The organism is Bacillus aquiflavi (assembly GCF_019915265.1).
In the GTDB taxonomy this organism is placed as follows: Bacteria; Bacillota; Bacilli; order Bacillales; family Cytobacillaceae; genus Bacillus_BT; species Bacillus_BT aquiflavi.
Map to the genome: position 1 here is coordinate 829,279 of NZ_CP082780.1, position 16,044 is coordinate 845,322.

The following is a 16,044-nucleotide window of genomic DNA, read 5'->3' on the forward strand; positions in this document are numbered from 1 at the left end:
TTGTTTATATATAAGTTCGTTTAGATTCATTTATTGCAACTCCCTATTTTTTTAATTGTATTAATTTCCTCCATTAATTGGTTAATTTGTAGCTCTACATGGTTAATAGTAGAAATATTTTTATTTAACTCGTCCTCATCTTTGTTTATTTGTAAAATAATTTCATTTATTTGTTGTTGTAATTGCTTGTTTTCATCTTCATCATCTTTATGAATAGTAGAGCTGTGATTATATGTGTTAAGCTCATTGCGCAATTCCTTTATTTTTGCAGAGAGTTCAAGTTCATTATGTGAGCGCTCTTTGTTGAATCGTGCTATTTCAGCTGATAATGTAGCATTTATATTTTGTAAGTCATTTAATTGTTTTTCATAGGCTATTTCGTTTATTTTATATAAATTCATTTTTTGCTGTAAATCTTTTGTTTTCATATGCAATTCATGCTGTAATATGATTTCCTTATCAATTCGTTTATGCAGCCGTTCATTTTCTTCCAGTAACTCTTTGTAAGCATGATGATCATCCCATAGTTGGACTTCAAGCTCGTAAATTCTTTTTGCCGTTTTTTCTTCAAATAATCTTTTATCACTTATTTCGCAATTTAACAAATCGATATACGTTTTTTGCTGTAAGTTTTTTTGCTTAAACTTCGTTTGTTGTTCGCGTAACTGTTCATTTTCTGCTGCTAACATCTTCAATTGCTGTTGTAATTTTTTATCAAGCTCATTTTGCTCATGAAGTTCCTCCTGATATTGTACATTTTCTTTTTGCAGTTGAATTATCTCTTTTTGTTGTCTTACTGTTACCTTCTCTAAAAAATCTATTTTGTGATAATTTTGTTCGAGTTCTGTCTGTTGTTTGTTGTTTCTTGTTTCTGTCTCTTTCTCAATCTCCCTCAACTGCAATTGATATTGTTTTGCTTCATTTTTTAACTGCTCATTTTCACGTTTAAGAACTTTAAGCTGGCTATAATGATAATCTTCTTGATAACTTTCCACCATCTTTTTAAACTTTGTTAGTTCCGATTTAAAATATATTAATTGTTGTTGAAGTTGAGTTTTATTGAGGCGATTTATACTTTGTTTCATTGATATCCCTCCTCGTGTGGCAAATTTAGCTTCATTATAATATGCATATTAAAAATAAAAAATTTTAGTTTAAAAAATAAAAAAACATGTGAATCTAGAAAACTCACATGTTCAATAAATACGTTCAATATTCATTTGGTTTGAGGAAGGAGATTAAAATGTTTACTGCTTAATAATCCCTCCTTTCTAACTCGTTATGTTATATCGTATGAAAAAATAACATGTTAATAAACTGTCATTCGACTAGTGTTTGTCCATTTTGAATTAAAAAAACGTCTATTTTTTTTTTTTTAAAAAAGAAAAGTAGGACAGAAAAATTTTAAGAATTAGGTGTTTTCCCTATACCAAATATCATTCTTTCCATAGGATATAGTGTGATAAAAATATTCATTTGAGAAGAAAGGAAGGATATACGTGAAAAAGCGTAAACCAATTAAGGGTTCGCAATTTCCAACTCTAGCACCAACACCAACACCTCCACCGCTTGATCAAAACGACTTAGCGCCAGAATGTATCCGGGTAGATAAGGTTTATGACTGGGTATTCTTCGCGAATCGGTATGAAAATAAAAACTTTATTCCTGATGAAGCATGCGGGCAAGCAGTTAGTGCTGCTTTAGCGGCAGGGGACACAGTAACAGTTGAGTGTAACCCGTCTCGACCAGAGGATGTCATTTGTAATGTAACCATATTAGAAAACGGAAACCCAGGCCGGGTGTTAATCGTTTGGACGGTTTCAGTAACAGTAACAATTTTAATTAATGGTAAGCCTGTATGCACATTTACAGTACGCACTCAATTTAGAGATGAAATTATGTTATGTGTTCCAAAAGGGATAACGGCTGACAATGTTAATTGCAGGGTGACAGAAGTAATCTGTGAAACTAATGGGGGCGTTTTAATGGGACCGGATCCGTTTGGCCCGATGGTTCCAGTAAGAGTCACTTTATGTAAAGATGTTCAAGTAGAATTCCCAGTAAAACTTGAAGTATTAGCTAAATTCTGCTTCCCTCGTCCAAACAACATTCCTGTTCCTGAAGCGCCGATGCAATGTGATCTAAACTTATTAGAGTTCCCGCCGCAATGTCCAGATATATCCCCGCCTAATAACTGTGAATGTCAGGCAACAGCTTTAGCAAGAAATGCCGATACACTTGCAACGTTCGGAACGGATGGCACGATTGTAACAGGGACTTCGGATTTACGTGCAGAAATTTGTCAAGAATGTGCTTTAGCCGACAGCACGTTCACATATTCCTTTACAGATACTGAATTTACAGATCCAACACCAACGCCGACACAACCTGACTTTAGCTTCACGTTTGATCCGACAACAATCGACAGAGTCGTTTGTGGTGAAGGTTCACTAACAGCGATTGGACAGGGAACTCGCTTCTTTGATGGTACTGCAGAACAATTATTCTACGAATTAACAATCGATGAAGCAGATGCTTTCCAGCTTATTCTTCGCAACACAAGTAATGTAGTCGTCTTTGACAGTGGTTTAGTAACTGAGGGAGTCTTAACTAATTTTGATGAATGTGATACATTTGCAGATCTTCTGGGAGAATAAGATGATGAAAAAGAGGGGGAGATTTTCTTCTCCTCTTTTTTAAATAACAAATGGTGGGCATTTTACATATAATTTTAATAGGTTTGGCGGGCGATAAAATCTCGTCATCATAAAGTGTTTGTGGGAGGTGAGGTGATATGGGGAATGCAAAATTATTTATTTTAACGAACGAAGCTAACGAAAAGCTATTGAAATATGAAACAACCTTAGTTGATTCTCGTCGTTTACTGCATGAGATTAAATATAAGTTAATCATGAAAAAAGACAAAGGACGCAAAATGAAAAGTACCCTTGTTCAAAAGTGTGAGGATATGGAAAAAATGATCGGAACTCATCATCGTGAAATAAATGCTCCATTAAACGAGCTTTATGATTTACTTATAGAGGTAGTATACATGAAGAAAAAGTTTCACGAAAAGGAAGATGAATTTCAACATGTCATGTTACAGCAAAAACAAAAGATTCAGCAATCAGATCAACAAATTCATCGTTTGCAAGAGCGGAAGCTTCTATATGAAAAACAAGTAAAAAGCCTCGCAACAGCTCTTCAAATAAAGAATAAAGCTGCTGAGATCATGTTGAAAAAAAAACAATTAAAAACAACAAGAGCTGCGAAAAGTGAAAGAGTAAGGAACATCTTACCTGAAATACAGTATTCAACATTAGTACAGAAAGAAGAACAAATCAGCTTATTTTTTATGATGGCGGGACAGTTGCTGAATAAGCTGACAGAGGAAAATATTTCTGAAAAACGAAAAGAAACATTGATTAATAAGGTAAAGAAATTAGAAAAAAAGCTGAATATTCTCGAGAAACAGGGCGATAAATACAAACAACTAATAAATAACGTGAATATCAATATTAAAGGAAGGTGGATTTATGTGTTTTGGAAAAAATGGAATGCTCATTTTTAAAAAAGAATATGAGGAGAGTTTTTCAACAATTAAATGTTGTGATTGCAGATTTTCAAGATCATTTAAAAGATTATCAGCGTTCGTTTGAGGAAATGTATCAAAATATTCATGAATATGAGAACAAAGAAGGGGAAATGAGAAAACACATTGATCAACTTCACGATACTTTTAAAAGCTTCAAACAATTAGAAAGTGGATATAAAGCAGAAATACAGCAAATCAAAGAAGTGCTCACTGCGTATAAAGAAAAAGAAGCTTACTATGAAACGAAAAGAAATGAAATGGAGGACACAATTAAAAAATATGAGGAAAATGAACAAAATTTTAAAAGGGAGCTTGAACAAAAGGAAAAAATCATTCATCAATTAAAGAAAAGAAACAGAGAGCCCCTTCGTTCAAATGAACACAAAAGACCGTTCCGGCAAACATCTAATGAGAAAAATTTAGACTTTAAAAATCATTACTCTTTTCCTGTTCAAGGACAATCGCAAATGATTATGTTTGACCCCTTTAAATATTTGAACAAACCATAATTTAAAAGGAGATGGATAAATAAATATGACACGCGATGAAATTCAACAACTATACAAGCACATTAAAAGTGTTTCAATCGGAAAACAAAAACGTGCAAAAAAGAAAACACTGCAAAAACCCAAGTATAAAAGCTGTTGCGGAAAAAGGGCATAAAGATTATGTTTATGTAAAATTATCTGTTTGGAATGAAATGATCAGGCATTGTAAAAATGAGTTACCATACGAAGCATGCGGCTTATTATCAGGAAGAAAGCGTAAGCTCGAAACGATTTGGAAGATGGACAATATTGAGAAAAGTGCATACTCATTTGCAATGGATCTTGATCAAATAACAAACACAATTCAATTAATGGAAAAGAGAAAGGAAAGCTTAACAGGCATTTATCATTCTCATCCAACAGGACTTCCTTATCCTTCTAAAGAGGATATTTTAAATGCGCATTATCCTAAGGCGGCCTATTTTATCGTTAGTCTTGCTAATCAAAAACCAATTGTTAGATGCTTTCGAATACAAGATAAATCAGTATATCCACTGTTAATTAAAGTGATTAATGAATAAATAAATAGTGATAAAAAATAAATCTCCCTTAATACTTACTATTTAAGGAGGTTATTTTTTTCGCGTATTATTTTTTTCATCAACATTTTATTTCCAATTGCTTTACAGTAACGAAGGGCGAGTTCGTAATTTGCTTTGTAATGACGATTGCCAACAGCCCTTAAAGCAGGATGCCATAGATGATAAATAAGATGAGGTAATCTCGTATAATGGCCGCAAATCGTATTCAGTGAAGCAGCAAACGCATCATCTTCTCCACCCCAACCAATGAATCGTTCATCAAATCCGCCTACTGCTTCAAAACATGGTCTTGATAAAATATTAATGCCACCAACGGGCAACATGTTTTTTTTAGTTTTTGTTATTTTATCTTTTGGATTCAAGTCGAGCGGCCATTTTGGATCAGTTTGTAATAAACGTTCTGTCCTATGTTTATTTAAATGAGCCACCTTGGAATATGGAATAATCCAAGGGGTATGATTCAAGCGTTTAACTGAATCGTTAATCACTTTAGGGCTGCAAATAATATCTGCATCGACAATAATAAAAGTATCCCCAGCCGCGGTTTTAGCCGCGTTATTCACAGCTTGAGATTTTGAAAAAGGTTTTGTTTCACTATAACCTACACATAAATCGGCATTTGGAAATGTATTTTTATAAAATGCTTTCACCCATTTAAATGCATTCATTCTCGGACCATGATCTGATTTGAATGGGATTAAAATAGATATCTTTCCCATGAAAAATCCCCCTTGTAATAATCTAAGCTCCTTTATTTATCAGACTAAAAGAACTCATGAACGACTTACTCGTTTCCGCCTCATTGCTCGGCGCATCAACTAACAAGCTCCCAAGGTTTTCTCTGACAAAATATTAACTTTGTCTAAGCTTGCTTTATTTATAATTTATGTTTATTTCTTTGAAAACTTTAGACGATAATCATATATTTTAAAAATGTGTTGTTATCTTGCCGTTATGAAGTAATCTCTTATTTCAACAAAATAAAAGTCACTTTTTAATATCGAATTAACATGTTCGTCATAATATATATAAACTTCTGTTGTACAATTAGAGATTTTGCGCACGTTTCATGTGACGAAGCGGAGCAAACATTTTAACCATGTAGCTTTCAAATGAATAACCGATGAACTTTTCAAGGAGAGAAAAAAATGACGATTCAAGTTCTTAATGAAAAAGATTTACCTGATGTTCATAGTGAGATTAGCAACCGAAAAAGATTAGAAGAAATATTTACTGATTATAAAAATAAGATCTATTTAGTTAGTGGAAGATATAGCAAAGTGAAGCTGGCTGATCATGAGCTCTGGACAACGAAGGTTCACGATCGATCGTGGTTATTTTGGCACCATTGTTTAGTAAGTGTTCCTTTTTTAATTGATTCATATTATGTAGATCGAAATGATGAAAAAATAAACTTAGCATATGAAATAATAGAAAAGTGGTTTCAAGCAAATCATCCAATTTCTCCTTCTGAAATGGGGTGGCATGATCATTCTACCGCATTAAGATTATTGCATATTGTCAAGCTTTATCTTGTTTTTCACGAAAAGAAAAATAGTAAAGTGTTGAACCGATTGTCTAAGATTTCAGAATATCATATGAAAAAACTAGCAGATCCAAATTTCTATCAAGAAAAGCACAATCATGGATTAGATCAAGATATCGCTCTATTTATTTCCGCACATGTTTTAACCAAGCTCCAAAAGAGCAATGAATGGAAAAACCTCGCTTTAAAAAGATTTTGGCGGCAAGTGCATAGTATATTTGCTTCCGACGGCTCTTATTTAGAGCATTCACCTCAATATATTTATTTAATGTTAGAAAGATTACTAAACTTTTATCGCATCTTATATCAAACGAATCAAGCAGAAAGTACAATTCTCTTAACGAAAATAGAAAAAATTTTTACGTTTTATTTAACTATGCTTCACCCTAATGGTCAATTCCCTACAATCGGGGACAGTGAAGCGGAAACAGCGAAAAAAATTGCTGAAAAATATTTAAATTTACTGCCTAAGAAACTATCCGCAAATATTGTTTCCTTTCAAAAAGGAATGACAAATATGCCGTTAGATGCTTTTTATCGTAATGGAGGCTATGCTTTTTTTCGCAGTGATTGGAAAAACGATGAGGAAACAACACAAATTATTTTTTATTCGGCTTTTCACTCGAGAGTGCACAAACATCATGACGATTTATCATTTACATTGTATGGACACGGAATGCCGCTTTTAATAGATGCAGGCAAATTTACTTATGAATATGATCGGCCCGAACGTAAATATGTTGTTTCAGCTTACGGTCACAATACCGTGAGATTAAATAAAAGAGAAACAGATTTAAAAAGACAACATATTAATCAATCAGGAATTTTAAGTTTTTTAGCGACGAAAAATATCGGCTATGCATCGGGGTTCCATACTTTAACAAAAGGGGTAACTCATCGCCGCATGTTGTTTTTTTTAAAGCCTTACGATTTACTCGTCATAGATTTAATTAGAGGTAATCAACAAACAACAGGTGAGCTTATTTTAAATTTACATCATCAATTAAAAGTACACAAGAAAAATGAAAAAGTGATCGCCTTAAAAGGAACTAAACCTTTGCTATCAATTACTCAATTAGGCGGGGGAACATTTAATATTCAAAGAGGAAAGAAAAATCCATTGCTTGGCTGGTCATCTCCAACATACGGGGAATTTTTTGATAATCATTTATTAACATTGGAACGAAAAGGGAAGGAAATAAAGTTTGTTACACATATTTCATTAAAAAATGAAAATACGATAAAAGATTTTAAGTGGAATTTAAATCAAATAAGATTTTCTTGGAAAGGATTTAAAGTGTTTTGTAAGCTGACAGATTATTATGAGCATCTCTTTTTTAATGGCAAGCATTATGATACAAAGAAAAATTACAATAATAAAACACTTTTGGAGAGTTTAACAAAAAACAACATTGAGTTTGTGAAATCTTTTTACAAACCTTTTTAAAGGGAAATTTCATGAGGAGTTGATCATTTGCAAATATTTTTAGCTTATCAATTATTTAAAAATATTAGTGAAGAAGAAATAAATAAACGCATTTTAAATATCGAAAATTATTTTTTCCATCATTTTAACAAAAAAAATCTAATAAAGGGTTATTCAAGTTTAGATCATATCGGCTTAATATTTTGGCAGCCAACTTTAAAACATTACTCTTTTCCGGCATGGAAAGAAAATGGTGATAGGTCTATTTGTACAATTTATGCACCATCAGGATGGGAACAAATCGTCAAACATAAAAACGAGGCAACTGCACCTTTTCAATTAGTTGAAGTATTAAATAGAAATCCCGCACGGTTTAATCAATTTACTCCTCCGTTAATTTTTTCATATTTAGATAAGAAGAGACAGGAATTAAAAATTTTCAATGATGGTCTCGGAATGGCAAAATTGTATTGTTTAAAAACGGATAGTGGCTATTTTTTTTCTAATAAAGTTTCTGCGCTTTACCTTTTTGCGAAGGAAAGAGCAGTAATGGATAAGAGAGGGTGGCATATTTTTGCGCAAGCTGGATGGTTTATGGGGAATTCTTCTTCTATAAAAGGTTCATATCGTGTACAGCCTGGCCGCTCGATCATCTTAAAAAATAATCAAACAACACAAATAAAAAATCTGAATTTAAATAGTCTTGATGCTTGGGTGAATCCGAGGAAACGAGAAGAACAGCCGTTTTCAGAGCATGTTGAAAGTATTTTAACAACGACAAAATCCTTTTTTAATATGTTTGATTATCCAGTCACGTCAATGCTTTCGGGAGGAAAAGATTCTAGAGTGACTTCAGCTATGATGATTAAATCAGGAATAGATTGTAGCTTTAGAACAATTGGACCGTTAAAACAAGAAATGGAGATTGCGAAATTACTTTTACGGCGAATTAATCTCCAAGACCGCCACCATATTATTGAAAAAAAGGATCAAAATCATAAGCAAAACCCCATCCCGTTAGCAGAGAGATTGTCTATGCTACATGTTGTTTTTGATGGTGATTACACTCCAGTTAAACAAACTGGGATGATAACGAAGGCAAGTATTTACCGACTTAGCAATGTGTTAATTGGTGGTACAGGCGGAGAAATAGCCATCGGAAAATATTATTCCAATCCAGAAATGCGAAAAAAAATAATTGCAAAAGGAAGTGTTGGCCCTGAATGGCGATTACTTTCGAGCTTGTCTTTAGATCAAGCAGAAGCTTGTCATGATATAAAAGCTGAAGTGAGACAGGTCATTAATGAAGCATTGCAACTAGGTCTTAAAGGTTTAGAAATACTTGACTATTTCTTTTTAAAAGAACGAGTAGGACGTTGGGATCCGAAAGGAGGACATTTTAATTCATTTACACCATTTACTACGCCAAGCTTTATTACATTAGCCTTCAAGCAAACTCCTTTAGAAAAAGCTAACTTTACATTGCATAAAAAATTAATTCACTATTTAATTCCTAAATGGTCGACTATTCCATTTTATAAAGCCGATATTAAAAAGGAAAAGCGTGATGAGAAGGCGGAAAAAAAGATGAGAATATGGCAAAATAATGATCGGCATTTTGTAGATGAGATTTTATACTCTACTCAGTTATGGAAGGAGTTCTTTGACAAAAAAAAAGTGCTTCACTTCTGGCAGACTGCAAAGAAAAAGGGGCTTTTTCCCCGCTATGAGGCACTATTTCAAAGAATCGTCTGGCTCGCTAGTTTTAAACAACATCTTTCATCATTGAATCAACATATAAAGTAAAAATTAGTGGGGAAAATAGAACATCCCCACTAATTATAACTGTTAAAACCAACTTATGAACGACTGGTCTATTTGCTTTTTCCCCAGGCTACATACCTCGATTGACAAACGTTTTCAGTAAGTCTATAGTAGCAGCGTCAATTATTGACTTTGTCTCTGCATTCCAAATGAGTGAGGAAGAGTAATGTTTTACTTTATTACTTTTGCAATAAGTGCTTTATTTTTTGTTGAGGCATCAAAATGGTACACAAAGTTAAATGCATTAATAGAAAACTTCTGCTGTGCTTGAACCTTTTTTAAGAACACATTTTGTATCATTAAATCACATAACATGATATCGGAGCTGTTGATCACACTTTTATGAACGATACATCCATCATTCAACACTTTCGATGTATATGTGTATTCATCGCTGTTGTTGATTAAGCGCAATTTGTGATCACGTAAATATTTGTAATAGCTGCCTTTACCAATAATTTTAGCACCTGAATAAATCGACCCCCAAACTAGGTCGGTTAAAAAGTATCGTCCATAATAATGTTTAGGATTAAAGTAAGATACATAATCTGTATTACGAATGATGTTTGCTAGGTTTATTTTAACATGATTAACTGGGATAAAATTCACATGATCGATTTTTTTTAGTGCGGCTTGCTCTTTTTTACTAAAATGTTTACTTAAAAAGATCGTTAATTTTTTATGAGAATAATCTTGAGCTTTATATGAAGTGAGAATGTTTTTAACATCTTTTCGGTTTTGAGCATAACTAATGACATGAACATTTATTTGATATGTTTTTTTTACATGAATACCGCAACTTTTTGCAATTGTATATAGGCGATGTGCATACGTATGACTGGAAAAGATAAGACGCTGTCCTTCTAATTCTTTCTTCACTCTCCAATCATCATGATTTAAAGTAAACTTTAAACTAGTTTTCATCGTTTTATAATCAGGTACAATTTGGACAATATTTTTAAACATTTGCTCAACAGCCGCTGAATGTGTGCTAACGACCATCACACCTGAGGCTAACAGCTCATATATTCGACGTGAGCACATTGTTGGAGAGTTTTTTACTGAATTAACGTTAAGGCCGATTTTATATTTTTTATATTGTTGGACGAGTTGATCATAAGGGAGTGAACCAACAATATATTTTTGAAAAGAGACGGGGTATTTAAATCCGCTGCTTTTACGATGATAGTTTCGATCATAAATTTCTAATCCATAAATAGAGGCAACGGATAACAGTTTATTCATTTCTATTCTTCTTTCTTTATGCTGGTTTCCGTAATATGAACCTGCAAAGAATTAATTTTTTTGTTTATAGCCATTTACTCTTATCGGATGATGAATTTTTGGTTGTGCTGCAAAAGGAAGTGTAAATACTCGGTTATGTCCAACCTTTTTTCGGTATTTTTCAATGCAATTTTTATCAGTTGTAAAAATATAATCAAATAGCTTGGCAGAGTTAAAATATAAATCAAAATGAACAGGGTCTTCTTTATTCCAAAAAACAGTTTTAATATTATTTTTTCGACACCAAGAAACGAGTTGCTTTAATTCTTCATTTTCTTGATCGACATGATAATTGGCAATTTTACGTTGCCAATTTCCATTGTTTCCTCTCCAAGCTGATTCAACTAATAATAAATGAGGCCGGTTTTTGATTAATTGTTTTTCCCAGTTACCATGTTCAATTTGAAAGAGATTACATTCATGTTTGAAACATTCATATGAGAACTCATCTAATATACAGGCGACTTTTAATTGTGAGATTGAAAGAGTAATGCTTTTCATCCCCTTTCATAAAACTTTTTTTAAAATGGTGTTCCGATTTGAATACAGTGAAAGCCTTCGTTTTTGAGCAATTGATGATTTAAAATGTTATGTGTATCGATAATGATTTGATTTCGCAGCTTGTTTTTTATTGCTTTAAAATCAATTTTCGAAAATTCATCATGATCGGTTAAGATAACTAAACAATCAGCTGAATCGACTGCCTTTTCAATATGATCAACTTGATCTTCAAAACTCAGTTTAACGTGTGGATCAAAGACTCTAAGCTGATATCCTTTTTTCTTTAAGTTAGAAATAATACTTAAGGCAGGGCTTTCTCTTATATCATCAACGTTTCCTTTATAGGAAAGACCTAATATACAAATTAATGGTTTTTTTATTGATTTAACTGAGTCCTCGATCATTTTTGTCATTCGCATCGGGATTGAATCATTCATTTTTCGAGCTAACGAAATGAGGGGTGATTCATTCGGTACTTGCTCAATAATAAACCAAGGATCTACTGCAATACAGTGTCCCCCAACTCCAGGACCAGGGGAGTGAAGGTTGACTCTTGGGTGGCAGTTAGCTAGTTTAATAGCCTCCCATATATTAATGTTTAATTTCTCGCCAATTACAGCTAACTCATTTGCAAGTGCAATATTGACATCCCGATAAGTGTTTTCAATTAACTTCACTAATTCTGCTGTTTTTGAATCTGTTACGTGAAGTTTACCTTTCAAAAAATGTTTATATAAATGAACTGTCATTTGATTTGAAGTTTCATTAATTCCCCCAATAATTCGATCGTTTAAGATTAACTCTGTTAACATATTTCCAGGTAAGACTCGTTCAGGTGAATGGGAGATGAATAAATCATCGCCGATTTTTAACGGAGTCTTTTTAAGGGCAGGAATGAGTTTATCATGAATTGTCCCTGGAGGAACAGTTGATTCTAATACAATAAGATTCCCTTTTTGTAAATAAGGTAAAATCATTTTTACTGCATTTAAAACAAAGCTTAAATCTGCTTTTTTGTCTGAAGAGATTGGTGTTGGAACTGCAATAATAAATACATCTGCATGTTTAGGTGCGCTTGAGAAGGTGAAATTTCCTAAATCGATTACTTCAATCAATAGTTCTTGTAGACCTGGTTCATGAATATGAATGTCTCTTTTTACTAAAGTGTTAATTACATTTTCATTAATATCCACTCCATGGACTTTTGCTCCATGCTTTGCAAACATGACTGCTGTAGGCAAACCTATATAACCAAGTCCCATAACACATATTTTCATTATTTCTCCCCACTTTTAATGCTTTTAGTTTACTATATGGGGTTGACCGATTAACGGTATAGATGTTTAACCTTGTGATTGTAAAATAGGTTTCTATACTAATGAGATAAAGTGAAATGAAGATGAAAAAGTCATCCATTTTGTAAAGAATGACTTTTTAGAGGCAGAGGGGGAAACGAATCGAATGATCGTTGATGATTGACAGCATCCATATATTTGTTAAAAAGGGATGTTAAATTTATTAAAGTACCAATTATCATCAAACTTTCTTTTTTCAAAATAAAGTTGTCGTTGTAATTTCACCCCATCTTGAATGACTAGCTTTTCAATTTTTAGAGGATTTGTTTGTTTAATAAGCTTTTTGCATTTTTGAATTCGCATCTGATTAAAGTGAGAGTATGCTAATCTTAATAAATTATAATATATATCATCGTTACTTACGTGATATGGATGGGATTTTCTAAATAGATGAAATACTTTAACGTTTGGCTGTATCGTGCATCGATATCCAAAAAGCCAAAGCTTGATCGAAAGCTCTACATCTTCATGGCCCCAAGTTTTAAAACCGCTTTCGAAGCCGCCCACATCGTTGAAAACTTTTTTAGGAATAAGTAGACAGCCCCCTGGCAACACAGCGGTTTCAAATAAATTACTTCTTTTTTTATTCCAATACACTTTAAGAAGATGATTTAAGCTCATTCCATAACCGACTTTATCCGGTTCAGTTATTGAGGCAATCGCAGGTGAAACAACATCCGTTTTTCCTGTAAGAATTGGTTGCAATAACCGGTCAATCCACCAGTTTTCAAAGTTTAAATGTGCATCGCAAAAGATGAGGTATTCTCCTTCAGCTATATTTGAGCCTGAATTTCTTGCATTTGCTGCACCGACTCCTGTCGTGCGTACTAATTTCACTTGATTTTTCCAAGGGTTATTTTTCAAGAAATCACAACAGCCATCTGTCGAACCGTCATCGACAATAATCGTCTCAAATTTAATGTTAGTTTTTGTATTAAATAAGGAGTCAAGCGTAGATTGCACATTTTCGCCTTCATTTTTTGCTGGAAAGATAATGGAGACTTGCGGCTTTTTATGCGTCAATCTTTTCACCCCCTTTAATCATATTTTTATACAATTATATGATTTGAGTGAAAGGTCGTGACTAACAAATCGTGTAAGTAAGTCACATGGAGGAAACATTTGCTCATGCGGTAAGGAAGTGCTTCATAAAATAGTAAAAAATATCACGAAAAGAGGGTGATGAATATGAATATATCTCTTTATCATCATGGAAAGCTGAAAGGAACGATTCTATCTTCAGCATTGCCAGCTTTTCAAATATTAAGTGAACAATTAGGGTTTCAATCGGAGTTAAAGGATAACGAAAAAAAGTTATTATTACATTCATATTTAAAAAATAAAAAAGTCATCTTAAAAGTAAATAATCATTACACCCAATTTAATTCAATGCTAAAGTCATGTTTATCGTATACGGGATTGCAAGTGGTTGATTTTCAAGCAGGTTCAAAAACTTTAAATCATGAAGATTTAATCATTGATTTTCAATGCACAAATCGTTTGAAAAGGAGTACAGATTTACAACTAACAATTACTCATAATAATTTGCTTACAAATAAAGAAGTGAATCATTATTTTTTTTACATGAATTTCAAGATTTCGATATCCGAGTTGAAATAGAGCAAAAATAATGATGAACCGATCCCGTACTTACATGTTTGTTATACAGAAACTGAAAATGAAGAAAATATTGCGCTTCGGTTAGCCAATGGAGTGATTCGCTATTTATTAAAGGGAAATGAAACAGCAATCATTTCGTGCATGTCTCTTGATCTTCTTAATAATTTGCTATCAGCTCCGCCGCAAAAAAGAAAAAGGAAGCTAGAAAAAAGTGCTGAAAATACTGCGAGCCGAAAATTAGAACAAGCAAAAATGTTACAAGCCGAAGTCATTTTTGATTATACGGTCATGCCAAACTCAAATTTTGATCATTTTATAATCATTGGAAATTTATTAATTAAAAACATAGGAAATACCGCCTTAAAGAATCCATTCATCTGTTTACGGATAAATCCAAGTGATAAAGTTGAGTTAGGCGGTCAAATATTGCCTCCAGAAATGACTGAAATATTAGCAGTGCAAGGAACCGGAGGTGCTCAAGGATGGCAATATGTTGGGGAAGATTGGTTAACAAAGGCATTTGAAACAGGCGAATATTGGATTCGCCCTATTAATGATGTGCGCATAATGCCAAAGGAAACAGAAGCTTTGCGCCAATTTCAGCTTTCGATTGATAAATTACAAGAAAAAGGTACGATTACTGTTGAAGGTTTTGTTTATTTCCAAGAGCAAAACTTGCGTTTTCCTGCAAGCAATCGCATCGTTTTTTCGTTTTAAGCATGAGCAAGCAAAAGGTTTTAACTTTATTATTTATTAGAAGAAGTCCCCTAAGATCTTGTGTAGACAAAATTGATATTGTTGAATCGATTTTCCACTTGTTGAAAAGGTCTGATAGTTAAGAGGGTAGTGAAGAGAACATATAGTTCATGAGCTTACAACGAATAAAGGGGGTTTCAGTAACAGTCTTAGACCCCCAAGGTCTTGGGGGTTCTAACAGCTTTTAAAAGACAGCCACGCCATTTTCTAATCAAATGTTGTAATTTTTTCTGGAACGAAAGGCATGGTAGAGGGAACATCTACGATTGTTAATTCAGGATATCTTAATGCCGATAATTTTCCTCCAAAAACAGCACCTGTATCGATATTAAAAGTATTGTTTATTTTTCGCACTTCTTTAACAGGTGTATGCCCATAAACAATGAGGGCACTCCCGTGATAATGTTTCGCCCAATCACGGCGAACGGGTGATCCATCTGGATGTTTTTCCCCAGTAATATCTCCGTAAAGAACAAATGTTTTTACCTTTCGATTTACTTTTCCAATGTCAGCTTGGCGAATACCAGCATGAGCGATAATAAGTCCGTCATGATCTAAAATATTGTATAAAGGTGCTTTTTCGTAAAGTTCAATAAACTTCTGTCTAATCACTTTTCGTGACTGCTCATTAAGTACTTGATTCTCAGCTACAGTTGTTTCTAATCCGTGGGCAATTTGCACATTCCTTCCTAAGAAGAATCGATATAATTTGTTACAATGGTTACCAGGGACATAGTACGCCTGTTTCAGCTTAATAACGAGAAGGTAGACAATTTCAATTACTTTTAAAGATTCTCGTCCCCGATCAGTTAAATCACCAATAAAGGCAAGCTGCCGATTTTCATTATGCATTGGAAAGCCTTTATCCCATTGATAGCCGAGCTTTTTTGTCAGGTGAACAAATTCATAATAGCAGCCATGTATATCACCAATAATATCTAGTTTCATTATTTTAATGCCTCCCTAAAATGCTCCGATAAACAATATTGTTGTTATTTTAGAGACTTATTCATGTAAGTCTGTTGTACACGCCTTCTTAGACGGGAT

The 16,044-nt window shown here is 33.3% G+C and carries 15 protein-coding genes; 8 read left to right on the top strand and 7 right to left on the bottom strand.

Annotated features, from left to right (window positions below; translation table 11 throughout):
* Positions 1 to 26: 26 nt before the first annotated feature.
* Positions 27 to 1,085, bottom strand: a complete 1,059-nt coding sequence (locus K6959_RS04195) for a coiled-coil domain-containing protein (RefSeq protein ID WP_223087721.1) — start codon at positions 1,083 to 1,085, stop codon at positions 27 to 29.
* 414 nt (positions 1,086 to 1,499) lie between these two features.
* Here K6959_RS04195 and K6959_RS04200 point away from each other — a divergent pair, with 414 nt between their 5' ends.
* The 4 genes from K6959_RS04200 to K6959_RS04215 all read left to right on the top strand — a co-directional run bounded on the left by K6959_RS04200 (position 1,500) and on the right by K6959_RS04215 (position 4,664).
* A complete protein-coding gene (locus K6959_RS04200) occupies positions 1,500 to 2,657 on the top strand; it encodes a BMQ_0737 family morphogenetic spore coat protein (RefSeq protein ID WP_223087723.1) in 1,158 nt (385 codons plus the stop codon).
* A 137-nt stretch (positions 2,658 to 2,794) separates the two neighbouring features.
* Positions 2,795 to 3,571 (top strand): hypothetical protein, encoded by a 777-nt coding sequence (locus K6959_RS04205; RefSeq protein WP_223087725.1) that lies wholly within the window; start codon positions 2,795 to 2,797, stop codon positions 3,569 to 3,571.
* Positions 3,544 to 4,104 carry a hypothetical protein gene (locus tag K6959_RS04210; protein ID WP_223087726.1) on the top strand — a complete coding sequence of 187 codons (561 nt, stop codon included), beginning with the start codon at positions 3,544 to 3,546 and terminating at the stop codon, positions 4,102 to 4,104. Before K6959_RS04205 ends, K6959_RS04210 begins: the two co-directional genes overlap by 28 nt.
* 92 nt (positions 4,105 to 4,196) lie before the next feature.
* Positions 4,197 to 4,664, top strand: coding sequence for a M67 family metallopeptidase (locus tag K6959_RS04215; RefSeq protein WP_262421891.1), 468 nt, complete (start codon positions 4,197 to 4,199; stop codon positions 4,662 to 4,664).
* Between the two features lie 38 nt (positions 4,665 to 4,702).
* Here K6959_RS04215 and K6959_RS04220 read toward each other — a convergent pair whose 3' ends face one another.
* Complete coding sequence (locus K6959_RS04220; RefSeq protein WP_223087728.1) at positions 4,703 to 5,404, bottom strand: galactosyltransferase-related protein; 702 nt, start codon at positions 5,402 to 5,404, stop codon at positions 4,703 to 4,705.
* A 429-nt stretch (positions 5,405 to 5,833) separates the two neighbouring features.
* Between K6959_RS04220 and K6959_RS04225 the strand changes: the two genes are divergently transcribed.
* Together K6959_RS04225 and K6959_RS04230 are read left to right on the top strand one after the other, a co-directional pair.
* The gene (locus K6959_RS04225; RefSeq protein WP_223087729.1) at positions 5,834 to 7,678 is read left to right on the top strand and encodes a heparinase II/III domain-containing protein; all 1,845 of its coding nucleotides are present in this window, start codon (positions 5,834 to 5,836) and stop codon (positions 7,676 to 7,678) included.
* Positions 7,679 to 7,705: 27 nt separating this feature from the next.
* Positions 7,706 to 9,463 carry a hypothetical protein gene (locus K6959_RS04230; RefSeq protein WP_223087731.1) on the top strand — a complete coding sequence of 586 codons (1,758 nt, stop codon included), beginning with the start codon at positions 7,706 to 7,708 and terminating at the stop codon, positions 9,461 to 9,463.
* 189 nt (positions 9,464 to 9,652) lie between these two features.
* On the opposite strand, the gene K6959_RS04235 is transcribed toward K6959_RS04230, so the two are convergent.
* From K6959_RS04235 to K6959_RS04250, 4 genes are all read right to left on the bottom strand, one after another.
* Positions 9,653 to 10,726 (bottom strand): glycosyltransferase family protein, encoded by a 1,074-nt coding sequence (locus tag K6959_RS04235; protein ID WP_223087732.1) that lies wholly within the window; start codon positions 10,724 to 10,726, stop codon positions 9,653 to 9,655.
* Between the two features lie 51 nt (positions 10,727 to 10,777).
* Entirely contained in the window at positions 10,778 to 11,266 is a 489-nt protein-coding gene (locus tag K6959_RS04240; protein ID WP_223087734.1) for a CgeB family protein, read from the bottom strand.
* Between the two features lie 20 nt (positions 11,267 to 11,286).
* Positions 11,287 to 12,543, bottom strand: coding sequence for a nucleotide sugar dehydrogenase (locus K6959_RS04245; protein WP_223087736.1), 1,257 nt, complete (start codon positions 12,541 to 12,543; stop codon positions 11,287 to 11,289).
* A gap of 219 nt (positions 12,544 to 12,762) precedes the next feature.
* On the bottom strand, positions 12,763 to 13,644 hold the full coding sequence (locus tag K6959_RS04250; protein WP_163240548.1) for a glycosyltransferase: 882 nt from the start codon (positions 13,642 to 13,644) through the stop codon (positions 12,763 to 12,765).
* A gap of 165 nt (positions 13,645 to 13,809) precedes the next feature.
* Between K6959_RS04250 and K6959_RS04255 the strand changes: the two genes are divergently transcribed.
* A complete protein-coding gene (locus K6959_RS04255) occupies positions 13,810 to 14,241 on the top strand; it encodes a hypothetical protein (protein ID WP_223087738.1) in 432 nt (143 codons plus the stop codon).
* 93 nt (positions 14,242 to 14,334) lie between these two features.
* Positions 14,335 to 14,958, top strand: a complete 624-nt coding sequence (locus K6959_RS04260; protein ID WP_223087739.1) for a hypothetical protein — start codon at positions 14,335 to 14,337, stop codon at positions 14,956 to 14,958.
* A gap of 246 nt (positions 14,959 to 15,204) precedes the next feature.
* On the opposite strand, the gene prpE is transcribed toward K6959_RS04260, so the two are convergent.
* Complete coding sequence (prpE, locus tag K6959_RS04265; RefSeq protein ID WP_223087741.1) at positions 15,205 to 15,945, bottom strand: bis(5'-nucleosyl)-tetraphosphatase PrpE; 741 nt, start codon at positions 15,943 to 15,945, stop codon at positions 15,205 to 15,207.
* Between the last annotated feature and the right edge of the window lie 99 nt (positions 15,946 to 16,044).